The organism is Chitinophaga pendula (assembly GCF_020386615.1).
GTDB lineage: Bacteria > Bacteroidota > Bacteroidia > Chitinophagales > Chitinophagaceae > Chitinophaga > Chitinophaga pendula.
Genome location: NZ_CP077769.1, coordinates 3,378,270 through 3,403,692 on the forward strand (window position 1 = coordinate 3,378,270; position 25,423 = coordinate 3,403,692).

23 protein-coding genes and 1 tRNA gene are annotated in these 25,423 nt (G+C 42.4%); 12 read left to right on the forward strand and 12 right to left on the reverse strand.

The genetic code is table 11. The features are described from left to right. Positions 1-7: 7 nt before the first annotated feature. Positions 8-715 (reverse strand): nitroreductase family protein, encoded by a 708-nt coding sequence (locus tag KTO58_RS11740; RefSeq protein WP_095839181.1) that lies wholly within the window; start codon positions 713-715, stop codon positions 8-10. Between the two features lie 187 nt (positions 716-902). Between KTO58_RS11740 and KTO58_RS11745 the strand changes: the two genes are divergently transcribed. Next, entirely contained in the window at positions 903-1,478 is a 576-nt protein-coding gene (locus KTO58_RS11745; RefSeq protein ID WP_095839180.1) for a Crp/Fnr family transcriptional regulator, read from the forward strand. Between the two features lie 33 nt (positions 1,479-1,511). Here the strand turns inward: KTO58_RS11745 and KTO58_RS11750 are convergent, their stop codons facing one another. Continuing rightward, the gene (locus tag KTO58_RS11750) at positions 1,512-1,700 is read right to left on the reverse strand and encodes a glycoside hydrolase family 3 C-terminal domain-containing protein (protein WP_225860210.1); all 189 of its coding nucleotides are present in this window, start codon (positions 1,698-1,700) and stop codon (positions 1,512-1,514) included. Between the two features lie 276 nt (positions 1,701-1,976). Between KTO58_RS11750 and KTO58_RS11755 the strand changes: the two genes are divergently transcribed. From KTO58_RS11755 to KTO58_RS11765, 3 genes are all read left to right on the forward strand, one after another. Further along, positions 1,977-2,777, forward strand: a complete 801-nt coding sequence (locus KTO58_RS11755; RefSeq protein ID WP_095839179.1) for an alpha/beta hydrolase — start codon at positions 1,977-1,979, stop codon at positions 2,775-2,777. 8 nt (positions 2,778-2,785) lie between these two features. Continuing rightward, positions 2,786-3,364 carry a hypothetical protein gene (locus KTO58_RS11760; RefSeq protein ID WP_157753018.1) on the forward strand — a complete coding sequence of 193 codons (579 nt, stop codon included), beginning with the start codon at positions 2,786-2,788 and terminating at the stop codon, positions 3,362-3,364. A 434-nt stretch (positions 3,365-3,798) separates the two neighbouring features. Further along, positions 3,799-4,620 carry a helix-turn-helix domain-containing protein gene (locus KTO58_RS11765; protein WP_157753017.1) on the forward strand — a complete coding sequence of 274 codons (822 nt, stop codon included), beginning with the start codon at positions 3,799-3,801 and terminating at the stop codon, positions 4,618-4,620. A gap of 30 nt (positions 4,621-4,650) precedes the next feature. On the opposite strand, the gene KTO58_RS11770 is transcribed toward KTO58_RS11765, so the two are convergent. The 3 genes from KTO58_RS11770 to KTO58_RS11780 all read right to left on the reverse strand — a co-directional run bounded on the left by KTO58_RS11770 (position 4,651) and on the right by KTO58_RS11780 (position 6,201). Further along, the gene (locus KTO58_RS11770; protein ID WP_095839176.1) at positions 4,651-5,148 is read right to left on the reverse strand and encodes an SRPBCC family protein; all 498 of its coding nucleotides are present in this window, start codon (positions 5,146-5,148) and stop codon (positions 4,651-4,653) included. Between the two features lie 31 nt (positions 5,149-5,179). Then, positions 5,180-5,791 (reverse strand): serine hydrolase, encoded by a 612-nt coding sequence (locus KTO58_RS11775; RefSeq protein WP_095839175.1) that lies wholly within the window; start codon positions 5,789-5,791, stop codon positions 5,180-5,182. Between the two features lie 62 nt (positions 5,792-5,853). Beyond that, complete coding sequence (locus tag KTO58_RS11780; protein WP_095839174.1) at positions 5,854-6,201, reverse strand: nuclear transport factor 2 family protein; 348 nt, start codon at positions 6,199-6,201, stop codon at positions 5,854-5,856. A gap of 1,075 nt (positions 6,202-7,276) precedes the next feature. Here KTO58_RS11780 and KTO58_RS11785 point away from each other — a divergent pair. From KTO58_RS11785 to KTO58_RS11795, 3 genes are all read left to right on the forward strand, one after another. After that, complete coding sequence (locus KTO58_RS11785; protein WP_095839172.1) at positions 7,277-8,716, forward strand: MAC/perforin domain-containing protein; 1,440 nt, start codon at positions 7,277-7,279, stop codon at positions 8,714-8,716. A gap of 268 nt (positions 8,717-8,984) precedes the next feature. Then, positions 8,985-11,486: a DUF5686 family protein gene (locus tag KTO58_RS11790; protein WP_095839171.1), complete on the forward strand. Its 2,502-nt coding sequence runs from the start codon at positions 8,985-8,987 to the stop codon at positions 11,484-11,486. Between the two features lie 301 nt (positions 11,487-11,787). Beyond that, the gene (locus tag KTO58_RS11795) at positions 11,788-12,846 is read left to right on the forward strand and encodes a hypothetical protein (RefSeq protein WP_095839170.1); all 1,059 of its coding nucleotides are present in this window, start codon (positions 11,788-11,790) and stop codon (positions 12,844-12,846) included. 238 nt (positions 12,847-13,084) lie between these two features. Here KTO58_RS11795 and KTO58_RS11800 read toward each other — a convergent pair whose 3' ends face one another. Continuing rightward, positions 13,085-14,119 (reverse strand): S66 family peptidase, encoded by a 1,035-nt coding sequence (locus KTO58_RS11800; RefSeq protein ID WP_095839169.1) that lies wholly within the window; start codon positions 14,117-14,119, stop codon positions 13,085-13,087. A gap of 634 nt (positions 14,120-14,753) precedes the next feature. Further along, positions 14,754-14,826: transfer RNA gene (locus KTO58_RS11805), tRNA-Lys, on the reverse strand. Between the two features lie 196 nt (positions 14,827-15,022). On the opposite strand from KTO58_RS11805, the gene KTO58_RS11810 reads away from it, so the two are divergent. After that, positions 15,023-15,865 carry a glycosyltransferase family 2 protein gene (locus KTO58_RS11810; RefSeq protein WP_095839167.1) on the forward strand — a complete coding sequence of 281 codons (843 nt, stop codon included), beginning with the start codon at positions 15,023-15,025 and terminating at the stop codon, positions 15,863-15,865. A 73-nt stretch (positions 15,866-15,938) separates the two neighbouring features. After that, a complete protein-coding gene (locus KTO58_RS11815) occupies positions 15,939-16,658 on the forward strand; it encodes a class I SAM-dependent methyltransferase (RefSeq protein ID WP_095839166.1) in 720 nt (239 codons plus the stop codon). On the opposite strand, the gene KTO58_RS11820 is transcribed toward KTO58_RS11815, so the two are convergent. Beyond that, positions 16,653-17,492 carry a glycosyltransferase gene (locus tag KTO58_RS11820; protein WP_095839165.1) on the reverse strand — a complete coding sequence of 280 codons (840 nt, stop codon included), beginning with the start codon at positions 17,490-17,492 and terminating at the stop codon, positions 16,653-16,655. The genes KTO58_RS11815 and KTO58_RS11820 overlap by 6 nt on opposite strands. A 219-nt stretch (positions 17,493-17,711) precedes the next feature. Here KTO58_RS11820 and KTO58_RS11825 point away from each other — a divergent pair, with 219 nt between their 5' ends. After that, positions 17,712-18,836: a glycosyltransferase gene (locus KTO58_RS11825; protein WP_095839164.1), complete on the forward strand. Its 1,125-nt coding sequence runs from the start codon at positions 17,712-17,714 to the stop codon at positions 18,834-18,836. Positions 18,837-18,895: 59 nt separating this feature from the next. On the opposite strand, the gene KTO58_RS11830 is transcribed toward KTO58_RS11825, so the two are convergent. The 3 genes from KTO58_RS11830 to KTO58_RS11840 form a co-directional block, all read right to left on the reverse strand. Next, positions 18,896-19,279 (reverse strand): hypothetical protein, encoded by a 384-nt coding sequence (locus tag KTO58_RS11830; RefSeq protein WP_157753016.1) that lies wholly within the window; start codon positions 19,277-19,279, stop codon positions 18,896-18,898. 241 nt (positions 19,280-19,520) lie between these two features. After that, positions 19,521-20,213: a DsbA family protein gene (locus KTO58_RS11835; protein WP_095839162.1), complete on the reverse strand. Its 693-nt coding sequence runs from the start codon at positions 20,211-20,213 to the stop codon at positions 19,521-19,523. Between the two features lie 19 nt (positions 20,214-20,232). After that, positions 20,233-21,192, reverse strand: a complete 960-nt coding sequence (locus tag KTO58_RS11840) for a manganese catalase family protein (protein WP_095839161.1) — start codon at positions 21,190-21,192, stop codon at positions 20,233-20,235. A gap of 327 nt (positions 21,193-21,519) precedes the next feature. Between KTO58_RS11840 and KTO58_RS11845 the strand changes: the two genes are divergently transcribed. Together KTO58_RS11845 and KTO58_RS11850 are read left to right on the forward strand one after the other, a co-directional pair. After that, positions 21,520-21,990, forward strand: a complete 471-nt coding sequence (locus KTO58_RS11845) for a DUF4142 domain-containing protein (RefSeq protein WP_157753015.1) — start codon at positions 21,520-21,522, stop codon at positions 21,988-21,990. Positions 21,991-22,037: 47 nt separating this feature from the next. Next, positions 22,038-22,562: a YciE/YciF ferroxidase family protein gene (locus tag KTO58_RS11850; RefSeq protein WP_095839159.1), complete on the forward strand. Its 525-nt coding sequence runs from the start codon at positions 22,038-22,040 to the stop codon at positions 22,560-22,562. Between the two features lie 611 nt (positions 22,563-23,173). Here KTO58_RS11850 and KTO58_RS11855 read toward each other — a convergent pair. Continuing rightward, positions 23,174-25,414 (reverse strand): DUF4838 domain-containing protein, encoded by a 2,241-nt coding sequence (locus KTO58_RS11855; protein ID WP_095839158.1) that lies wholly within the window; start codon positions 25,412-25,414, stop codon positions 23,174-23,176. Between the last annotated feature and the right edge of the window lie 9 nt (positions 25,415-25,423).

Consider the following 25,423-nt stretch of genomic DNA (forward strand, 5'->3'; position numbering starts at 1 on the left):
TGGGCCTTTAAGAGGCCGATTTCTGAACAAAAGCGTCCAAAGTCTGTTCCATGGGGAGGTCTGCTATTACTGCAGCATCTTCAATATCCATTTCAACGATAAATTCTTTTTTAGGCGTACGTACTTTCTTCATATTCACTAACCAATCATGCTCCTCTTCCCGATATCCCAAAGGCAGTATCACAGTGCTTCTATAACCACTGTCCCTTAACTTCAAAAGCTCATCCAGCTTTTCGGGGATAAACCCCTCTATAGGGGTAGCATCCACTTTCTGTTCTGCCGCCGCAGCAATTGTCATAGCAAAGGAGATATAACTTTGTTTTGATGCATGATGCGCCTGCCATTCCGGCCCCAAAGTATCATAGAGGCCTAATATGGTATTTTTATAACTATCCATGGTACTATGTGGTAATCCACGTTCATCCATGATGTAATCAAAGACCGTACTGATCCGTTTATCACTATAGCTATCCCATGCTACGAAAACAAGTAAATGTGAACAATCCGTAATTACGCTTTGATTATAAGCAATCCCTTTTATTTTCTCTAACAATGCCCTATCAGAAATTACAATGACCTTGTACTGCTGCAAACCGGAAGAAGACGGTGCCATACGGGCAACTTCCAGTATATAATCCAGTTTTTCCTGCGGCACTTTGGCGCCATTCATTTTCTTTGTGGCGTAGCGCCATTGTAAGGCTTCCAGTAAACTCATTTTTATTAATTTAAGGTTACCCGTTCATTCGAATAACAGTACAAAGTTCTCTCAGAAGGTGGCTGTATAGCAAGGACATAAATTCCAATCTTGCTGTGACTTTTATCACAAGCAACACAATAAATAATTCATAATCAATATATTATCAATCATTTGACAATTATTGTTAATTCGCGATATTGCAGATATGTTTGAATACTTCATCAGCTATCTAAACGGGAAGGTATCACTCACGGAAGAGGAGCTTTTATTTATAAAATCTCATTCCATTGTTAGGAAATTCAAAAGACATCAGTTTTTATTAAATGAAGGTGACATCTGCCGGCATAAGTGTTTTGTGATACAAGGATTATTCAGGTCCTACCGAACCACTGATGAAGGAGTTGAGCACGTTCTTGCATTTGCACCTGAAAACTGGTGGACACTTGACATGGAAAGTTATTATAATGAGTTACCTACCAAGATGAACATTGAAGCCCTGGAAGACAGCTATGTTCTACTTTGGACAAAGGAGCACTTTTCAATACTGATAGATAAAATACCTGCCTGGAGGCAGTTTCGTGATTACCTTTGGTTCAGAAATTCTTATGCCAATGCGGAACGGGTGTATTCCCATATTAGCTTTTCTGCAGCGCAGAAATATGATGATTTTCTAAAACGTTATCCCGATATTTTTAATCGGGTGCCATTACACATGGTGGCATCCTATCTTGGCATAACGAGAGAGACCTTGAGTAGAGTGAAGAATAACAAACACCGTTGAAGTTACACCGCTGTCCCCTCTCCCACTGCCTTTTCATAGCCCTTTTAAGGTCAGCGAGGTAGTGAGCTTAATAGCGATAAGTACATCCTTTCGTAGCATATGCTGTATGTTCGGATAAGTCGGAAAGGATTTATAGAATGTTACAGGCAGGCGACCACTTGGGGACGACCTACCAAACAGGACGTATGCCAGTGCGTGCCCCCCTGCTCGCCAGGATACCATGCCAACAGGATCGCATCAACATAAGGATCGATAGCTCCCAAATCAACCGCACTTCCACCAATAACGACTGTCCTCGAACTGATCCTTGTTTTGCCAGGGAGTCAAGATACAAACTTCTCTATAAAATCTTAAGCGCGTCCTTTCAGTCCGGAAATCCTTGTCTGAACAGGTGCCACCTTATCTGATGAACCGCTTGGGTAGTGACTCTTTGATAGTTTTGCTCCCATGAACCGGCCGTACCTTCGGCCACATTTTTTACCTTAAAAACATGAATGGATGAAACTGTGCTACACCTGGTACTTAGCCGGCTGGTTGGGCCTGGTCCTAATTTTTTCAGCATGCAAGAAGGAAACTATTGCGAAAGACCGTGTAAAAGAATTTACGATTACCTCAACGGTCAATGGAGGAAGTTATGATATTAAAGTAGCGCTACCGGAGCACTACTCACCCTCCGATGAATATCAGACACTCTATGTACTAGATGGCAAGCTGGATTTTGACTTTACGGCATTAGAATCTGAGAGGCAAGCCCGGGACCGACACCGAAAAGGTATCCTGGTGGTAGGGATAGGTTGGGGCCATAACCGTCTGGATGACTATACCCCTACAGTCAGTGACATTGGTAGCGGGGGAGCCGATAAATTTATGGGCTTTATTGAGACGGAACTGATCCCCTTCATAGAATCAGCCTATCATGCCGCTCCTTCACGCGCCGGCAGGGGTATACTGGGACACTCTGCCGGGGGGCTATTCGTTGGACATAGCTTTACTAATCATAATCGTGTATTTGAAAATTATCTGTGTCTAAGCCCTTCTTTTTGGTATGATGATGCCATTGTACTCAGGAATGAGCAGCTCCATCGGGAGCAAAACAAAAAAGGGAAGGGTAACTTCTATCTGGCACTAGGTGAGTTGGAAGAGAAGATGCGACCACCTTTTGTAGGTTTTCGTAGTGCACTCCGGGACAATTATCCTAATTATTCGCTGCGGGATTACATAACGCCTGGAAAGGGCCACCTGGATTCTAAGAATACGAACATACGAAAGGCACTTACTTTCTTCTTTGAAAACAATTAAAACAGTGTATGCGATACCTATCTTTTATTTGCCTTATATTATTGACAGTCAGTGTATACGGACAAAACGATCCCACAACTCCGCCATTAACTCGTCTCACTATTAAACCCGCCGTTGGCATATTACCATGGAGCCTGCCGGCTAAGGCACTGGCTGCCGTCCTGGTGGAATATCCTATAAAAGGGAATTGGGTAGCAGGCTCTCATACGATGCTGGCAAGCGCCATAGCAAAAAACACTTATAATATCCAAACAAATTATAGCCTACAGTTCTCTCAAAAATTGGGTATCGGCTATTCCGTAACTGGCCCGAAGAAGTTTATCCGGCTCACCGTGCTGGCCATGGGAGGCCTGCGGCGGATTGCATTCAAAGAAACACTGGACCATCCAGGTCTGGAAAAGATCTCTACCCAATCTGCCATTACCATGCCGGATGTTGGATTACTGTTAGACTGGTCGCTCGGAAGGAGACGCCATACTTTTAATGCCCGGGTTTATCTGCCTTTTTATCCATTTGAAGGGTATCCTATCAGCACTTTTCAAAACATCAGTTTGGAAATGGGCTTAGGTATAAAACTCAAATACTAAAAAAGTGCGTTAAGGTAAGTAATGCCATCGTATACAGGCTGGAAGTATTTATATTTGGCATTTCTTACATTACACGAACAATTTATATGTTATTGGATTGGCGTATTATATATATAGGTGGTGTCTTTATCTCAATGTTCCTCTTTGTCATCCTCATCAGCAAATCGCAGAAAAATACGGCGGATAAAATATTAAGTGCCTGGCTCTTCTTTGCTTTAATTCACCAGGTGTTGATAGGCTGGTATGCATCGAACGGGATGAGAAATATGCCGGCACTTATAGGCTGGGAGCTACCGTTTCCCTTTTTACACGGTCCATTCTTATACCTGTACATTCTGTTTCTTACCGGTCAGCAGCGCCGCGGGTGGCAAAATATAATTCACTTCATCCCGGCGCTCCTGACAGCCATTATATTAGCTCCCGTGTTAACCTCCATGTCTGCACAGCAGAAGATGGGTCTTTTGGGTCCCAGCGAATTTGATCCCTTATTCCAGTGGATGGTCAAGGGTATTATTATTTCGGGAGTCGTGTATGTCGTGTTATCCTTTATACTGCTTCGGCGACACAGCCAAAATGTCGCCTTCCAGTTTTCCAATACGGATAAGATCACCCTTAACTGGCTCCGCTATTTAATTGGAGGAATGGGGGTAATATGGATAGTAGTTATATTTTTCCTGTCTGCACAATCATTATACATCGTCGTTGCATTGTTTATTTTCTTTATCGGTTATTTGGGCATCCGGCAAGTCGGAATATTTTCCAATCCTCCCCCCGCACATGAAGTATATCTTCCTGCTGTTATTCAACCTGTGGAGGACAAACAGGAACCCGATATAATAGCAGCCAGAAGTGATAAGAAAGTAAAATATGAAAAAAGCGGGCTCACTGATACCGAAGCACGGAGGATCCACATTGCACTTGGAATGATCATGCAGGACCAACAATGCTATAAAGACCCAGAGTTAACGCTGGGAGACCTGGCCAAAATGTTGGATGTACATCCCGCCATCCTCTCTCAGGTTATTAATTCAAGAGAAGGGAAGAATTTTTATGATTATATTAATGTGCTCCGGGTCGAAGCTTTTAAACAGCTGTTATCACAGCCGAGTAATCAGCAATATACCCTGTTGGCATTGGCTTTCGAGTGTGGTTTTAATTCAAAAACGAGCTTTAACCGAAATTTCAAGAAAGTCACCCAGCTTTCACCCAGTAATTATGCTAAGGGAATAAATGTTAGCATACAAGAGGGGAATTAAGAAAATGGCATGTCAATAGACCGGTATTTGTTAGTTCACGCTATGCTGGAAAGGCCAAGGTTTGCCTTTCCCTGTTTCGCAAAGTAACTTAAGACTTTTCAGGAACTGCGCCCAGGTATAACTGCATTCGGCAAATGTAGGTGTATATCCGGACCAGTCGTCATGTTGAAAAAGCACTAATGTTGAGCGGTCAGCAGTGTTCTGTTCTATCTGTCCCTTTATCTCCGGGTGTATTTTTTCCATCGTCTTATTATCTTGTTCCAGCAATCTGAAACTAAGGGTTGTTCCAATCCATTCCTGGTCACCCTGAATACAACTCCATTTGACAAACTCCGAAGGTAATAGTTCAACAATTTTCATCTTCTTCACATAGACATCTCCAAATGGAAAACTGGCGACCGATCCTACCTGTGGTATCGCCTCCGTGCCCGGAGTCCACCACGATGAAAGACCCTTAGCACTGGTAATAGCCTCATAGACACACTCTCGTGAAGCTGCGATCAGCAATGAATGACGGATATTAGGCATAATAAGTATTTGTCAGTTTTTGGAACGAAGGTTAAAATCGTAGAGCGCTTTGCTGATCTTCGCAATGATGGCACCAGTTAGAATACTGTACTTCCCATCCAGCATGCATTTTGGCTTCGTTAGCTACGATCGCCAGATCTTTAACACCCAGCTTATGAATATAGTCATTTATCATAGCTTCATTACCAATGAGATCAATCAGGATATCGCAGGCAATATTGTCACTTTGTGACACCATCAACGTCAGCAGTTTTGACAGCGGCACGTTTACATTTCCCTTTGGAAAGGAATCACGGAGAGGGCTCCAGGTATTCGGTACCATCCATTTACGATCCAGGTATATGGGCTGTTCCAATAGTAACCGGCCCTCATCCACCTGATGGAGAACAGCCATGGCAATCGGGAACTTGAAGGTGCTTTGCATGGGGTAACGTGCGGAATCACGGTAGCGTACTTCCAGTCCTGTGGCAAAATTTTTAGCGGCAACACCCACTTCTCCCCCTGACTCAGCAGCAAAACCAGCGATCTGACGCTGCAGGGAATCAAGCGGTGTGAACCCGGACGATTCCCTCAGAGCCTGTTCCTGGCAGCCGATAGTCATAAATAAGCTGATAGCTACGGACAATAGGAACGTATTTTTCATCCTATGAGTAATATTTCGTTGTGCATAGAAAGTTGATTGTTGAACACAACTCTTAGCTGGACCTATTTGACTATGACAAAAGCCTTTAATTCTGCCATCTTACCATCGCGGAATCGCCAAACGTCGCAATAAGTGTAATCGATCATCTTCCCATTTTCGTCCTTCATACTTATTTCACCGATTGCAATAACAAATTCGCCATCAGCCATCAGGTTTTCCACCCTGAACTTGGGTGGTTCCACATACGCTGTTGCCATGTATTCCCGAACAGCTTGTTTTCCTTGCAGCACCCTATCACCAACAAATGTCCATTCCGTATCATCGGTGCAGTAAGACAAAAATCCTTCATTGTCTCCCTGCGTCACAGCTTCATTTGCTTTTTCCAGTATTGCTTTATTACTTAAATCCATGCGATATATTTAATTTATGTTTTAATGCCAACTATTTGGTGAACGCCCTCAGAAGTCATAATTGCTTTTTGCATGGCATCATCAACGTTATAGTATAGCGGATCTATATATACCGAGCGACGATGAGTGCCACCATGTGATCCTTCTTCAAACCCAGGGGGATATCAACTTTGCTTATTGTTCCTTTCAGACTAATCAAATTATGATCGAATTCTGCATAATAACACTGCTGATTTCCCCAAAAAATGTAAGCTGAACCATCATCATCCACAAACACTGCGGGGTCAAGATTTACTTTTTCCATTATCGCTCCAATCAGGAAGCATAGCCGTCGTAATAAGTGCATCCCCTTTGGCATCTATAAACCCAGCTGCTGGTTCCGTTGATACGGCCACTCCGATGGCCGTCCCCCCACCCTACCCATGGTTTACTTACACATACCAATAAAAACGTCCTTCGTTATGAACGACCTTAGTGGCAAAGGCACCATCTGAAGACCATTTAAAGTCTTTCGCCCTTAAAGAGACTGTTCCCTCCAATTTATCAAATCAGGGGAGGAAAAACAAAGCCATTCTTCCATCACGTAATTTGCTGTCCCTACCGATGCCTGGTCGTGCCCGGTATACAAATAAACGATATCCTGCAAAACTATTGCTGTAAGATCCGCCGTGAATTTGTGTTTATTATCGGGTTTGCCGCATCAAATGCTGAAAAACTGATCATACTGCTTGACAATTAAAGTATTCAGAGCTATGCCAATCGTCCAAATCAAATGCCAAAATGAGCGTTCAGTATTAAGCGTTTTTTCAGTACTGGAAGTGATAAGGGTGCTTCATCTGAGAGTTATCGAAATTCCTGTTGATCCTTATGCCGGATTTGACATTGACTTCTTAAGGAAAGCGTGCCGTAACAACACTATAATGCAGTAGCAAACGTACCGTATGCCTTATACACAGTCCTTGCCTATATATTAGCAAACAAAGTGATCATGCATAACTCCCGATATCAATGAAATCTCCATATTTGGATCATACTAATACGTGAAAAAGCTTCATTTCTCACTAAAAAAACATATATGAAAACCCCATTTCAATTAAGCCTTGGAGCACTATTTGTGCTTACCATGCTGCTATCATCCTGTACCAAAAAGGAACTGCCGGAAACCCTTGTTAATGCTACCACTAAAGAACAGCAACGTACAGCAGGTGATGGCGAATATGACCTGTTAGGATATGGTTATGATGCAACAGGCCAGTATGCTAACGCCGCTTCTGCAGGATTTGCAATTTTAGACATTCCCAGGATAAAAGTGGAAAAACCATCTCTTCTTTTGGTGGAGAATACCAGAACGCAGGAATATACAGAAGAATATGGAGAAGATGCGGCGCAGTATGCGGCCATGATTACGCGCAAGGTGGATGCGACTGCGCTCATAAGTTTATTCGCCGGTTCTGTCAGCAGTAGCTTCCAATTATCTGAGGTAAATGACGCTAAATATATTTATGGTAGTTACAATCTCACAATCAAGCAAAAGAGGCTTAGACTGAATGCTGTCCTTGATATCCTCATACAATACCTTACACCTGATTTCAAGGCAGCCATACAATCATCTACACCCGATCAACTGGTCAGGACATATGGTACACATTTGCTGGCTGATATTTACACAGGAGCCAAACTGGAAATTGCCTATCAAGCGGAGACACATAATACTGATCGCCGCACAGCATCCAGGTCTGGCATTAAAGCAGGTGTTAAAGACGTATTCGGTCTTGATATCAATAATGACGTAGATCGGGCCAATGCCAGTCAAAACTTCGCCAAAAAACTCTCCTACTTTACAAGAGGAGGTGATCCGACACAAGGATTACGCGGAGAGGTCAATTTGGATAATACAACGCCCAAAATAACTATCAGCGGATGGCAAAACACTGCTACCACTGCCAATGCAGTATTAGTAGATTTCGGCCGTAATGGTTTAATCCCCATCTATAATCTGATCACAGATCCCGGGAAAAAGGCCTTGGTAAAAAGTTATGTTGATAAATATATTGAAGACAACCAGATAAAACTGTTTTACCGCCGAGTTCCTATTTATTCTTACTGCAGTAACAACTCTATTGCACATTATTATACCCCCTTTAACGTTCCCGAAATAAGTGGTGACGGATATTCTTACAGGCGAATAGAGCGGATATTCTATGCATATGACAAGCAGGTACCTGGTAGTATCCCGATATATGTTTACCTGCGGCAAGGAGCAAGGGAAGATTGGTATTACACGACGATCAATACTCCGTTCATTTCAGGACCTGGCTATTCGTACGCTAATACAGGCGTACTTTTTTATGCAGCTGAAGGATCTCATATATCTGGCGCAATTCCTATTGCCGGTTATCTGAGTAGCGCCAGCACCCATTATCTGAATACGATGAATGTACCACAGTTTACATGGCCGGGTTATGTCTTCAACAGAGAAGGCACTGCTTTTTATGCATTTGCAACAGAGAGATAAGATTGCCCGACTTCATAGAATATTTTTATAAACAAACAATACCATATGCTTAGGGAAGTGAGTAATCTCACTTCCCTATTTGTTTATGTGTATTCCTATCAATTTGTCTTTAAAAAATTTTAATCATAATAAATTAATAATCATATCATTATAAATAACACATTAATATCTTCACTTCCGACATGGGGGGAAAGGATATTGTGCAGTTGTGTTAATGGTACCCGTAGCTATAGCCTTTTAGGTGAGTTGAGCACAATAATCAGATTTAATGCTAAATACCTGCAACTGTTTTATATATAGATGGCTACTGTGTATCGTCCTGCTGGCTGCATCGCAGGGAGTTATAGGCCAGGACCTATTGACCGGAAAGGTGATAGGTCAATTTACGAGGGAACCACTCCCCTATGCTACTGTTTATTGGAAGCTGGCTGGTTTTGGCGTGATGACAGACAGCGTAGGTATTTTCCGCCTGAAGAAAAGTCATCGTACGCAGGATACACTGTTAACCCGTTATGTGGGTTATAATGTTCGTCTTACTACAGGACAAGCATTGCTACAGCCTGAAATACTAATAGAGATGGAAACGCTCCTGAAGGAGGGGGTCGAGGTAAAGAGCAAGTTAAATAAGGGCTGGGTTTGGTGGCGACAGGTGGTGGCTCATAAAGAGGAAAACGCCCCCTCACATTACACACATTACTACGCAGAGTTATATAATAAGCTGGAAGTTGACCTTTCGAATCTTAATAATTCCAAGTGGTTACGTTCTGGTATGATGAAACCATTTGCCCCCTTACTTCACCGGATCGATTCAACGACTGAGTCACAACCTTTCCTTCCAGTGTTCCTCAGTGAATCGATATCGGATTACTATAGTGGGGGCAGTCCCAAAAGAGCCAGAGAGGAGATCAAAGCATTGCAAACCAGCGGGATTAAAAATGAATCTGTCATGGAATGCCTGGGAGGCATGAATCAAAAGATCAATACTTATGACGATTATATCAGCATCTTCGGGCGCGAGTTTGTAAGTCCGGTCTGTCGTGCAGGAGACCGGTATTATGATTATAAGGGGTTGGATACCGTCTCCCTTCATGGTGAACACTATTATCATCTTCGTTTCACCCCTAAAAGAGAGGGAGAGAATGTTTTTTCAGGTGATTGCTGGATACATAGCTCGACATGGGCATTGCAAAAGATCAGCATGACGGTGAACGGGGCTGTGAATATCAACTTTGTGAAAAGGCTGGATCTTATACAGGAGTTCTCGCGATTAAATGATAAGGAATGGTATGTTTCCAAAGATAAGTTCATAGTGGAGTTGAGTCCATTAGGCAAAACGCGTACCTCTTTTATAGGCCGTAAAACTACTCATTACCGGAAGGTGGTTATCAATCAGCCTGAGATTGACAGTAAATTGGATGTCAACAATAAGAAAGAAGAGGTGATAATTGCCGACAGTGCGGGAGTTGCCAGTAGTGACTACTGGCTGCGGCAGCGTCCGGAGCCACTTGGCCGGAATGAGCTCAATGCCATTACCTTAGTAGATACGCTGAAGTCTATGCCTGCCTATAAAAAATTGAGTACCTATGCAACCCTCCTAGTCGAGGGATATATTAAACTGGGAAAGGTGGAGATCGGTCCCTGGTATCGCTGGGTGAGTCGTAACCAGGTAGAAGGGATGCGTTTTAGGTTTGACCTGGGTACTACTCCTAAATTCAGCCGGAGATTGCGACTGTTTGGCTACCTGGCCTATGGTACCCGTGACGAATCCTTGAAAGGCAAACTCGCCGCCACGTATAATTATGGTAACTGGTCACTCCTGTCTTCTTTTAAAGATGACATTGACAACCGGCAGCGGGGTTTTAAGGGAGAAGAAGTAGCACTTGACAATATCTTCGGTCAGTTGATACGCCGTCCGGATATCCAACAGAAATTTATCCGGGAACGGGAGATCAAGTTATCTGTAATGCGCCGTTTGGCCGGTAGCTTTTCGGTGCAAGGCACTGCCTCTAACAACTCCTTCACTACTTTTGATCCCTTACCTTCTCATAAACTTTATGTTCCCCAGAATCTAACACAGCATGCAGTTGTAAGTACAGCATTCGAATTGAAGTTACGATATGCGCCCGGTGAGCGGGAAATACGTACTTTCCGAAAGGTACGCCGTTTGCGCAGCAATCAACCTATATGGGAAATGGCCTATACATTTGCGCCATCCGGCGTATTAGGTAGTCATTACACCTATCAGAAACTGGATGTAAGCGTGAGTCATCGTTTCCGTATACCAGCTTGGGGGCAGGTACAATATATGGTCTATGGAGGAAAGTACTTCGGGAATCAGCTACCTTTCATGTTGCTGCAAGTACATCCGGGTAACGAAACGTATTATTATAATAAGGAAGCATTCAGCTTGATGAATAGATATGAGTTCTTCAGCGATCGGTATGCAGGTATTAATATCGAACATCATTTTGATGGCAAACTTCTTAACTTGTTGCCTTTCATGCGCAGAACGGGCATACGCCAATTCTGGAATGTAAAAACAGTGGTGGGCGATCTTTCCGAAGCAAATCGTCTTTATAACCGCATTCATAAAGCAGAATATGGCATGCGCTCCTTGGGAGGCAATGCTTATACAGAATTAGGCACCGGCTTGGATAATATATTCAAGTTCCTGCGGGTGGATGCAGTCTGGCGCTTTTATCCCAACAGTTCTAAAGTTTCCCGACCCAGCAATTTCGGCATTTTCGGGAGTTTCAGACTACAATTTTAGTATCCTCACGCTACTCAACAATTCCAGCATTTGCCAGGAGGGCCATCTCCTTCTTCCACGGCCCTCACTCAATAACAGGCACCCCAAGTCTTTATCCCCTGAAGCAGGCTCATTAATGAGTTCATCAGCTATCAGGCCCATAGTAACTATCTGTCATATCTTTGGGTCATCTACATTTTATTGGTGTTCGTAATATCTACTAATAAAATGTCATCAGGCAATAGCGAGCGCCTATCGAAAAAGATACAGTTTGTTAGAAAGGTGATTTGTGCATTATTTTTGCACCGAAGAAACTAAACACATGAGTCAATTTCCACATATTAATTTACCATTAAGGAACAAACTGACATTCACCGCTAACCCCGTAAGTGTAGTGCCATTACCAAATGGAGAGATGTTGATGAACTTCGCGAGTCAACCGTTGATCACAAAACTGAATGCTAATCTGGAAATTATTTGGGAAAAAATCATGCAGGGGCAGAATGCAAACTATGTCAGTAGCAAACTGTCTGCCTCCTCTGATGGCAGGTTGATTGCTATCGCGGGCATGACCGACATCCGTATTCTCGACACGGATGCCGCTACCATACAACATACAGTGGAGCATGGCTCCTGGAGCTGGTTCCTGGGAGCTGCCTGTTATTTTACCAAGGATAATACCACTATCTGGTATGTATTGCCAGGTGATGAAAATGTAACAGATGAGCTACAGGTAATGCATACAGCCACTTTTGAAGTAATTGCATCTTATCCGTTGCTGGAAAGCCAACGATATACCTATGCATTCCATGCTACGCCTGACAACGACATTATCCTGCTGGAAGCAGCTGCTGGCCAGGAAGAATCTATCCTGATGAAATTATATCTAGACAACGGAAGCATCTCCCTAACCAAACTTCCTCAATGTAATGATGTTATCATGGGCAACTTTGCACCATCAGGAAAGGAGTTTACTATTGCTCCTCATTATGATGGGCCATTAGAGATCTATTCCTTTCCTGAGATACTTAAGGTAGCAGAACAAGATCAGGAAGCTATTTTCGAAGGCAGTAAAGATTTTCCTGCCTCTGAACCGGACAATATCAACTATAGTGTAATTTTTGTAGATGATAACAATATCCTGGTTGTGTCCCAGTTTGGAAGATTGTTATTGCTGGAGAGAGCAAGCTTACGCTGCAAAGCAGAGGTAATGCCGGAGGGTATCGAATTTACAGCATACAAACTGGACGGAAACCCTACGACCAATCCAGATTATATCTTTGATTACAGCAGTAATATTATTAATGTAATGATTGTCCATAACAAGCTGTTACTGACAACCAATGATGGTCAGCTTCGCAGTTATGACCTGCCTGTGTGAGGAAATATATAAAAGTATCTCCTATTTTGGAGACTGTTATGCAGGTAAATCTCAATCAGCAATGGTTTATACTGAAGATGATATTGGACGACAATATTTGTGCAGTATCTTTTGCTGATTGAATTGCCCTTTTTATGTATCCGAAAAATTACAGCTCTCAGGATACCGGTATCACTAATAAAATGATGGGCTAAGCCTTCTCTGTCAATAGTGAATCACGGTTTCCTGTAAATAATCTCTAGCTGACCCCACTTTCCAGTATTGAAAAAGTTTTATCAATACAATTGATCTCTGCTAACCTTCCGTATGGAATTGTGAAGGTAGGGCAGGTATGACCAAAATCCATGCGGGTAATGACAGGTAAATCATATAGCTCTTCTTCATCCAGTACCTTTAAAAATTCAGATTCATATTCTTCCGTATATAAATTATCATAGGGTCTTCCAAAAATAATCCCTTTTGCATTTTTGAGTATTCCCCTGCTTGCGTAATTTCTTAACCACCATCTGATATATTCTGGTTTCGGCTTGTCTTCTGAGGTCTCAAAAAACAATATGCTGTCTTTCCAAACCTCCAAATCCGGCCAATAATCCGTTCCTTTAAGCATTTCCAGCACCTCGAAACAACCGCCAATCAAGCGGCCTTGTACAATAGTATTTCCTCTTAGGAAGTTCCACCCGGTAGCCGGGGTCAAAGTTCTTCCTATATTCTGCAAACTAATGTCAAACCAATCCAGAAATTCTGTTGTCCAGCCTTCCTCGTTTGGATGTATCTGTCCAATTATGGAGGAAGAAAACAGGGTTCTCCTGATATCATTTATCTGGTATTCATGCATCGCATGATTTTCTGCAAACCCTACTAGTAGAGAAGTCCCGTAAAAAGAACCTAACCCAGCTTTAAGGCAGATAAAGTGAGTAACGGTACTATCAGAAAATCCCAAGAATATTTTCGGATTATCTTTAATAACATTTAGATCAATATATTTGAGTATCCGGACACTATCATCTCCTCCAATATTCGAAATAATAGCCTTAATAGAAGGATCTGAAAATGCATCCATCAAATCATTAGCCCTCGCTTCGGGATTGTTGTAGAGCCATTTAGCAGATTGCAACGCATGTTTGGTTTCGCTGACTTCAAGATTAAAAACCTGATTCAGTCGTTCTTTTCCTTTTCGATATCGGTGTGGTAATTCGCCAGCACCTCCCCAAGACATAGAAATAGTGGCAACTTTATCTCCCTCGTGTAGACCTTTTGGCGCAATTAATTTCATAAAACTCAGTTGTCAGTAATAGATGGAAAGGAGTTGGTTATTCTCTTGTTCAACGTCCTACTTACTTTTGCGCCAATTTAATACGATTCTGTCATACTTCTTTAAAAAGCAGCTGTACCTTCGGTATATTTCTACATAAAATGAACAACTTCTTATAATTTAGATTTCAGAATGCTCTTGGAGGTTTTCCAATCTTTGATTTGAAAAGTTTGGTAAAATGCGAGGGTGGTCAAATCCTATTTGCATGCAATCTCACTAATGGACATTTTGGAGCCCCATAAAAGTGATTTTGCTTTATCTACCAGCTGTAAATGAACATATTCCTGAGTAGTTTTAACAGTGTATTTATTAAGTAGGTTCGAAAGGTAATTAGCAGAAAGATTGAGTTTAGTGGCAAAGTATTTCACATCCGGAAAACTGTTTTTTATCAGCAAATCATTGGAAAAATATTCTTTCAACAATTTCTCAAAACGTCTGTACTATATCATTACTTACCGTTGCCCTTTTATTACAATGAGATTGCAATTGATGGTAAACCTAGTATGCCGCTTGTTACTATATGGTATAATATGGAAAGGCTAACATAAAAAATAAAATGGGACAGGCCTGTCAATTTTAGGCTTGTCCCATCAGGTGATCCCGCTGGGACTCGAACCCAGGACCCATACATTAAAAGTGTATTGCTCTACCAACTGAGCTACGGAATCGTTTCATTGTTTAACGGGGTGCAAATGTAAATAAAAATATTTACTTGCCAAAAATTTCTCTCTTAAATCAAAAAAACTGTTTCCTTAGAGATGTAATTCCTGCCAGTAAGGACTTCTGCTTGCCTGTGGCATTATTATAAATAATGGTGGTATATTCAATTTACTATATTTGCGATCTAAGTCAACAATGCATTAAATGGATCAAACGCAGCATCCCGAGGTTTCAATCATCATACCCTGTTATAATCATGGGCACTTTCTTGAAGACGCACTTAGCAGTCTGGAAGAAAATGGTCTTACTGCTATTAGTGAGGTGATCATTGTTAATGATGGCAGTACAGATGTCAATACCATATCCAAACTCAAAGAGCTAGAAGCTCGAGGCTGGCGGGTTATTCACCAGGAGAATGGGGGATTATCTGCTGCGCGGAATACAGGCATTAGTGCCAGTACTACGGACTACATCCTTCCTTTGGATGCGGACAATAAGTTGACAAAAATGTACCCCACCAAGGGTATACAAATAATGAAAGACCATCCTGAGGTGAGTGTGGTATATGGAGATGCTACCTATTTTGGCTCAAAAACCGGTCTCTGGAAAAATCAGCCTTGGAATCTACAAAGACTCATGTTAAGTAATTTTATTGATGCTTGTGCGCTAATACGAAAAAAAGATCTCGTTGAAGTAGGTGGATACACGAAAAAAGAGAATGGTTGGGAAGATTGGAACTTATGGTTGAATCTGGCTTTTAAGGGTAAGAAATTTTACTATCTGCCCGAGGTGTGTTTTGAATATAGAGTTGTTGAACAATCAATGGTCAGATCCCTCAATCGGCAGAAAAATTGGTCCAATGCCACATTGGAACAAATATTGGAAAGTAACAGGCCATATACTGATCCTGCAGCCCTGGAGGAATATATCATCGATCAGTACAAAAAAAATCCAATTGGATATTCTATCAAGCTATTCCTGAAAGCCTACCTACCCGGATGGTATAACTACCTATACAAGAAAAAACTTGTCCGTAAGCATTTTTAATCAATGACCAGGGAGTCGCTCCCAGTCCATACGTGTAATGCTATAACATTGCACATTACCAATATTTTAACATATGCGAGAAGAGAACCTTCAAAGACTAAGTGGTTTTACCACCAATCTAAATGATCCATACTATTTACATTATAAATTCCTTTTCCGGGATATCATTGCTGCAACGAAAGAGTATGCAAAAGGGGAAGTGTTTGATATCGGCTGTGGTAATAAACCTTATGCACCCTTATTTACTCATTGCAGTAAGTATGATGGCTGTGATATTATTCAGTCGTCAGGACATCAGGTAGATATATTATGTCCGTGTACAGATATCCCCTTGGCAGACAATAGTTATGACACGATCTTTACCACGCAGGTGATGGAGCACGTAGCAGAACACCAAAAGATGTTATCGGAGGCTTACCGTATTGTACGCCCTGGCGGGTATATTATTTTAACCGCACCAATGTACTGGCATCACCATGAAGAGCCTTATGATTTCTTCCGCTTTACCCGTTATGGCATGGAGCATTTGTTTACAAAGGCAGGCTTCACAGAATTACAGATTATCCCGAATGGCGGCAAATGGGCACTTACCGGGCAGGCATTACTAAACAGTATACGGAGCAGCCTATACGGTTCAAAGAAATCACTTACCCGTAAAATTCTTAAAGCAGGATTTATCCTGTTCCGTATAAAATGGCTGATCAATATCTTCTATGGTATGTTGGAGAAATATGATACAGATCATAGCTCCACACTTAACTTCCTGGTCGTCGGGAAAAAACCAAGCCTATAAAAATCGCCGGGCAATCAGGTTGTAAGTGGTATCTTTTGTCTTGATATACTCGGGTGTCAGCTGCTGCAGATCTTTCCAGGAATGTGATTCCCATACATGATGTGCATAAGCTTCGGGAAATACGGCCTTTTTCTCAAACAGGTATTTCAAACCAAGTTTGTTATATAGTGGAAAATGGAAACTACGTGCATTGGTAATATGCACAAAGGATGGATGTTTCTCTGCCAAGGCCAGCGGGACAAAAACAGAATGCTCTCCCCAATAGATATCATCTTTGCCTTTGGAACGAAAGGTATGATACGAATCGATCCAAAGATCGATAAAGCGACTATGTGGCTGACTCATCATCACAGCATTGCAAAGCCCTTCTATTTCTGCCTCCCTGAAGGCTTTGAGATTCATACGACGGATAGCTGTTCCTATACGGAGCAGCCAGGAATTATAAAATACATACTTAGGCTTGTATTGCTGTCCTATAACAAATTCATGCGTATAGAAATCCCGGAAGGGTTTGATACAGATCACATCACAATCCAGATAAATTCCTCCATATTCCTGTAACATCTGTAATCTGATCACATCTGCCTTATGCGCTACATGGCATAACTTATTGCCAAAAATTTCCTCCGGAGCTACTATTTTATTAAGCGTTAAATAAGGCTTTATCTTGTCCCACCACTCTCCTGACGGTTCATATTGGTAGTGAAATAAAACTTTCTCGGGCTTATTTACCTCGATAGCTGACTTTATCGCCAGGTAATGGACCAAAGAAAATGGTTTGCCTCCGAAGTCAGGAGACATACCAAAAACAAAATGAAAAATATTGGGTATCATTATATAAGAAATAATAAATTTAATACTTATTTTCGGGACTGTGAACTACCAGGATGATTCTTACGAATGAGTAAAATCAGGCAATTTACATTTAAATACAAATTTTCAGGCAATTTTATTGGTGCGTTTCTTGATAAACGCCCATAGGTAGTATCCGTTTCTTCCATAAAGGGTATGTAAAATGGATACCTAAATTCGGAACGGCAAAAGCATTGACATTTGATTCGTATACTTGAAATAGCACCGTATAAATATTTACCTGCACGCACGGGGGGAGAGATCGGCATCGCTGACTTTGCCACATATCTGGGACGTTACAGTGAACTGACAGTAGCTTCCGTCACGGCTAATAAGCCGGAGGGTCCCCTTCCCTATCAATTATGGAAATTATTCCGTGATAGCCGTTTCCGTTATCTCAATCCTTTTTATATCGGACCACTTAAACAAGCAATACGTAACCAACAGATCGACCTGTTACTGATAGAACATCCGTACATGGGTTGGATGGCAGTTTGGCTGCAAGCACTTACCGGTTGCAGCTTTGTTATTCACTCCCGTAATATCGAAGGACTGCGTTTTAAGACTATGGGGAAAAAATGGTGGCTACTGCTACAGGCATATGAAAAATGGGTGCACCGGAAAGCCGCTTTTAGTTTCTTTATCAGCCAGGATGACGCCGAAGAGGCGACCAGCAGATATAACCTGGATCCCAAAAAAGTTGGTGTAGCGACACATGGTATCACCCCTCCGGTTACTATACCAGATAAACAAATGTTGCGGCAGCAACTGATCCGTGATCATCAGCTACCCGCAGATGTAGTGATCTATACGTTCAACGGCGCATTAGGATACCTTCCCAATCAACAAGCTGTCAGGATGATCACAGATAAGATCTATCCTTTACTCGAACAACGGACTAACAGACCATATGTAATCCTCATCAGTGGAAAGGGACTTTCTGCTGACGTGGTGGAGAAAATCAATCAAACGAATGGTAAAATCATCTACACTGGCTTTGTGCCGAGTATAGGAGATTACTTGGCCGGCTCCGATATGTTTATTAATCCTGTTGTCGAAGGCGGGGGAGTGAAAACGAAGGTGCTCGAAGCGCTGGCGTGGCAGAAAACCGTTGTTTCCACCGCCAGTGGTGCACTTGGCATCCATACGGCGGTATGCGGATCTAAACTGAAGATCGCGGGTGATGATCAATGGGAAGATTTTATTGCCCTGATGTTGGATCTACGGGATATCGATATGGAAGTACCATCCGCTTATTTCGAATACTATAGCAATGATAATATTGCCCGTTCGGCAATAGCAGTTATGCAATCGCTTGTCCATTGATAGATGAATCACTTACCAGTAAGCACTATTTTCGGTTTATCCTAGCAAAGATCATCTCCTTACTTACGCTTGTATACATACTTCACATTATACCATATGACGGTATCTAATGGGTTCGTCATGGCATCAGGAGATGTAAAAGATGGTCTGGTTGTATTAAAAAATTGTTTATATATCGAGGTGCCTCTATCACCTCCATTTTTGCTAAAGTAGGTCTCCCCCTTAAGCACCTTTACCATCTTGTAAAAAGTGTAGACAAGCGCTATCGTGTTATCCTTCTTAAACCCAGTCCAGGAAGCGGCTTCATTGGGACTATTCCTATATAACAAGGAGTCCTTTACTATATTGCTGATGAACGGCTCTTTTTTGCCTTTGCCTTTACGAAATTCCAGAATAGCAGTATCTCCTACTTCCTGCGGGGAATCGAGGGCATAGTACTGCACCGTTTGCCTAGTATTGCCCCGGACCCACAGGTACAGGCAAAGACGGATCACTCTTTTTAGAGCACGCAAGATTACATAAAATGAGTCCGGCTGCTACGGCAGACATAAGGTTAAGATACATTTTCATTCGACAGCTGATGTTGGGTTACCATTTAATTGCGCCGGGAAATTACCTGATCATTCGTTAACGACGGTGTTAATTTTTCGCCAATGCTTTAGTGAGCGTGACAGTATAATCTCTTTATCTTGTCAATTGATCAATTCCAGAAAGGATTGCATCCAGCGGCCTGTTGCCGACCATTATCACACCTCGTCCGTGGGCATTTGTAATCACCAGGGATGGAAAACGGCGTATATTCTTTACGATTATTTCTTCCAGATCTTTCTTGAAATTGGCGATCGTTACTTGTCCTGACAAATCATTCAGAAATCTTTCCGTATTTAAAATGTCTTTCATTTGCATTGCTATATTCACAAGTACCTCTTTCCTAGCGATATTCAGTCCATCTATCATCAGCGTGTGACGCACTTCTTTTAAGTAACGTGCGGCTATCTGCTCTGACTGTAACGCTGCGGCTTTTACTGCTAAACAGGCTGGATATGAAGAGGCTGGGGGATCATCAAACCAGATATGGCTATTGATCTGCTGGCCGGTCAGATGAGCAGCCTGCATAAAAACAGCTCCCATTTGTATTGGTTTACTTACGTCGTTGACGTTGTCATAAAAATCTTCCCACGATGGAATAAGGCCGCCCATACAATACCGAAAGGTTGCCTGCTCAGCCAGCATCGTCTGCAGAGCCTCCCATACCGGCTCAAATACCCAACTCCAGCAGCACAAAGGATCTGTATAGTATACGATACCGAGTTTCCCTTCTACTACCGGAGGGGTATTCTGAATTTGATTATCTACCTTTTCAGTTTTGTTAGTCATTCGTTTATCGATTGGTTACTTATTTCATATTTTTACTTGCATCTGCATTTCCGCTCCATTGCTGAGGGCCCGGAGGTGTTGCCAACCTGACCTCTTCGCTTTTTATCTGACTCATCTCTTTATCAAGTCTGGCGTTTGTGTTAATGCTTCTGTCCGTTCCATTTACCTGTTGATCAAGAAGTCCGTTTGTTTGTAAAATATGACTGACAGGGTCATCAATATATTGCCAGGTTTCTCCTAATTGAGTACTGATGCCCTCATTCCAGGGTCCGCGTACAGTGGAGCCACTAGACATATTGAAATAAAGATTACTATACCTGGGATCACCTTGCAATACGCCCGGTGGAAAATCAGGCTGAATTGTTTGTAAAGCAGCTTCAAACATCTGATAATGTGCTATCTCTCTTGTCATCAAAAATTGTAAAGTTGACTTTACATCGGGATCATTTGTGAATTGCAATAAATATTCGTAGGTGATCTTGGCTCTGGATTCCGCGGCGATATCTGAGCGGAGATCTACCGTCAAATCTCCATTTGCATCTCCGTTAATGTAGGCGGCCGTCCAAGGTACTCCCTCCGAATTTGTTAACGCGGGTCCCCCTCCCGTTGAAACTTTAAATTGCGGGCTCATTATCGCCTGGTGGATAAAATCCTCCTTTGCTGCCTTACCATTAAGTAAATGCATGATCTCTGAGTTTTCAGCAGCATTTTTAAGATCTCCGTTAATCCCCTGTAACAACATCTGTATAGTTGCTCCTACTATTTCAAGATGACTGAATTCTTCGGTAGCAATATCCATCAGCATATCATATTTGTCCGGATATGGGTTTCTTGCGCTGAAAGCTTGCATGAAGTACCTCATGGCAGCCGCCAGCTCTCCGTTGGCCCCACCAAATTGTTCCAATAAAAGGCTGGCAAATGCCGGATCGGTCTTACTGACTCTGGCATTGAACTGTAATTCTTTTACATGATAAAACATAAATAAAATTTTAGGTGAATGACTGTTTTACTGGAGTTATACACCAGATGCCAAAGTCCGTGCCGCCAACCCGCTGTAATTGCTGATATACAAGGGGTCGCCAGTAAATTGGGGTATTCTTTCCCTAGAAGTGTGTAAAGTCTTACGCTGTACTTCCCACATTTGGATTCTTATCCCTACGTAACAGAATGGCTTCTTTTTTGGGAGACCGCATTAAAAAGAATTATGAAACAAACATACCTTTTGGTACTTGCGATACTGTCATGCTATGCTTGTAACCGACACAAACATTCCCATAGTGAAATACAGAGAGATAGCGCAAAATCTATGAAAGAGCATCTTGACCATATCAGCACTGCTACGGTCGCGTTTATTACAGACGCGGCTGTTATTACGGAAGAAGAGATTAATACCGGTAAAGCTGCGATAAAAAAGGCCAGGAACTTCCGAACGAAACAATACGCTAAAAAAGCGGTAGAAGACCATACCAACTTCTACAATGAGTTACAGTCACTTGCTAGTCAAACGGGTGTAACGCTTCCTGCTCCTAATACTCATAAAGGACTGGAGACCTTAAATACCGATACGGATTTTGATAAAGCATATATTAAACAAAGTATTAGTAATCACAGAAAGCTCCTTGAAAGAATAAATATTGCTTCCGCTTCGGACGAAGACAGCGTTAGCACCTTATCTATGCGGGCTTTACCTGTAATGGAAACATGCCTCTCAGATGCAAATATTGTATTACAGGATTTCAGGAAACAGATGAACAATAGAGATATTTCACACAATTAATCGTTATCAAGCATTCATAACATTATTTATCACTTAAATAAGTCATTATGCAGACAGTAACAGACACATCGGCCAATTCCAAGCTGGAAGTATTTTTTATAACAATGTTACAAGAAATTTACTGGTCAGAACAAAACCTGATAAACGTACTATCAACCATGACAATATCGGCTACTCATCCTGAGCTGATACAAGCTTTTGATCTGCATAAGCGCCAGACAGAGGAACATGTCCGTATTGTGGAGCGGGTGTTTAATATGCTGGACAGAGTACCAGAAGCTTTGCCATCTGCTGGATTGCAGGGATTATTTGATGAGGGTTGGCAGGTGATTGATGAAACAGAAGCTGGCACATCTCAAAGGGATGTCGCACTGATCATAGCTGCCCAGAAAGTAGAACATTATGAAATAGCGTGTTATGGCAGCCTGGTTACCATCGCTGCTACGCTGGGGTTGACGAAGGTTGTTGATGAGCTGAGAGTAATATTGACAGAAGAAAAAGAAACAGATGCTACCCTAACGATCATTGCCGAAAGTAAGATCAACGTACAAGCCAGCGAAGAAAAAGTATAACAACAGCTCATTTGTGGTGTATGTTGTGCATGGTGGCGGAGGTCATTTCTTTTCTAATTTGGCTTTCGCCACTCCTTTATTTAGTATGTTTGACAGCATATTATCAGAAAGCTTGTTAAACATTCCTTCTGCGGAGAGCATCTGCTTACATCATTTTTTATGAGCGTGAAGATTTCTGCTATTCATCGTCCCTATTATTCCAATATTTCAGGGCTATTATTTGCTGAACAACCAGTTGCGGCTCCGTCGCCAAATCAGGTATTAGTATAAATGAAACCTTTTCCTTTTGATTACGGGGACTTATTGGTAATAAAAGGAATTAACAAATGGCGACTTCCGGCAAGCAGGATGCAAAGACCTGGTTGCATTTTTAGCTTCCTCAATATATTTTTCTTCCTTTGTCAGCTCCCATGCCTCCAGCATTACCGACGCATAAATTCCGGCGACGTCGTTTTAGCCTCCTTCGCCAGGCGCTGTTTCGGCGGGTCGGTCTAACCGCGTAGGTTGATCGGGAGATTAACAGACAAAATGCGGCAGCCGCCAAGCAGTATCTATTTATGTGCTATTACGTTGTGATCAATACCTTATAGGGATATAGGGATAAAATCTGTTTATTGGATACGTATCTCATCGCAGCACAAAGCCGGCTTCTTACCTCCTACCAGCCTCCATATCGGCAGTGTTGGCGGACATTGGGCGGTAACACGGATATATCTGGCAGCAGAGGAACCAGTGGCAAAAGTATAATGGTTGATCTGTACGGAATAATCTTCATCAGGGAGTGGAATCTCCTTCTGTGCTACTTTCGTAAAGTGTTGTCCATCTGCAGACGTCTCTATCAGAATCGATAATGGATTAAAAATATAATGCCTGGCATCCTGTAAAAAATTCATTTCGATCTGGGTCGTTGTTTTTGTACTGCCCAGATCGATTGTTGCGATCATATCCTTACCGTAGGTAAACAGCCAGTTATAGCTAAAGTCTTTGCCTCCGGTCAGGCCATCTGTCAGTGTACGTTCCTTTTTGGGGGTATACTCTGGTGTAAAAGGATTCACGAGTGCAACAGATGCTCCCAAAGCGATTCCGGGTGACCATTTGCGAGCCAGCCACTCCTGCCATTCCGCTTCATATGCGTCTGGCGAAAGTCCTCCTTCTGACAATTCGGTTACGCCATTTTTCTTACACTGTGCTACAAACTGTTTTACCCGTTGCTTCCACCCAGGCTGTACCATCCCATCGGGTTGCAGGTAACCATATTTTTCTGTACCATAGAAACGGGATTGCTGCAGTATCACGTATTCCAGTGAGAGCCGAAGTGTATTGACCCTTTGCTGCAGCATATCCTTATCATTGACGCTAGCTGCGGCTTTATCCAGCAATGCGCTGTATTGTTCGATCAGGGCAGGAGAAAGATATTGACCGGCGCTGAAAAAGGGATTGCCATATATATCCAGCGAGCTATGTGTACTTTTAACAGCATTGGTGAGTGCCTCGATATATTGACCAACATAAGTAGCGGCGGCTCCGTAATAGCCTTTCAAAAAGTTTTCCTTTTCTTGCGCAATATCGGCATCTGGTTTCCACAACAGGCACGATTGCGCATAACTATTCCAGGCGGCCATATCTCCCAGGGTTTCTCCACTACCTTGCGAAAACACGCCTTTAACACGATGAGCAGAGAAATACTGAAGATTAGGTTGGAGGTTATTATAATCGGGGAAAGGACTTATATAATTGGTAAACTGAGTGGTATAATCCCAGATAAATATATTTTCCGTTACCTTTTCCCAATCTATCAGGTTTTTACGAAAACCTGCAGCTGAAGGTTCTTGTTCTAATGGTTGATGGCGAAAGGCATCTATAGTACTAAGCATGATATAGACATTCGCTGCAGGTCTTGTTTTCAGCGGCGCCTTTGCCGTATACCCATAAGCCAATGTAGTAAACCGTTGCTCGGGGAATTGTTTCGCCACACGATTAACAAATCGTATCAGCGAGCCCTGAGGCCCGCCCTCTTCTTTATCCACCTGCCGGCAAAGATCACAAGTGCAGGCACCGTTCCCATCTTCTGGTGCCACAGACCAATACATAGCATCAGGATTCCCGGCAATAGCTTTTTTAAACCAGGCTGTGACTAAATTATACACGTTTTCGTTGCTTAGGCAAAGCTGTTGGGCCTGTCGTTTACCGTTGACCAAGGAATAGTATTCCGGATGTCCTTTGAAATAATCTTTGGGAGGCACCAGTTTAAAAAAGGAATGTCCCCATAGCCCCCACAAATCTTCAAAACGATGCAATTTATGCCAGGACAGGTATTCTGCGTCAAAGGAAGCTGGGTAGTAGGTTTCCCTATATACAAAAGCAGGCTCCTGCAGGTCGGCAATATTATCTTTCAGTCGAATGTTTTTAGAGGCGGGAACGGTGGCTGGCCCCTGATCATCTTTGCGGCAGCCCAGGTATGTTTGTAACAGGTGGTATATACCATATACAACACCTTGTCCACTTCCACCTCTGACATACAGGGCATTGTTGTGAGTAGCTACGTAATAGCCCTCTGCTTTGATGTTTGCCGGCCCGGATTTATGTTCAGTGTTACCCACAAATATTGCGGGGATTTCTTTTTTGTACTGGTCTTCTGTAAGTAACGTCAACTTTGCGCCAGATATCCGTTGTATATAGTCCCGGAGGATGCTGGCAGCCTTACTTTCTGCTTTAGTAGGTTCGGCGGGTGTAACGATCACGTATAGACTACGCCCCTGCTCTACCAGTAAGATATCTGCACTGTTCTGCCCACAGGCAGTTAATAAGTAGGCGGTAATTGAAAACAGGAAGCTAAACATAAATCTCCGCATTGTAAGTCT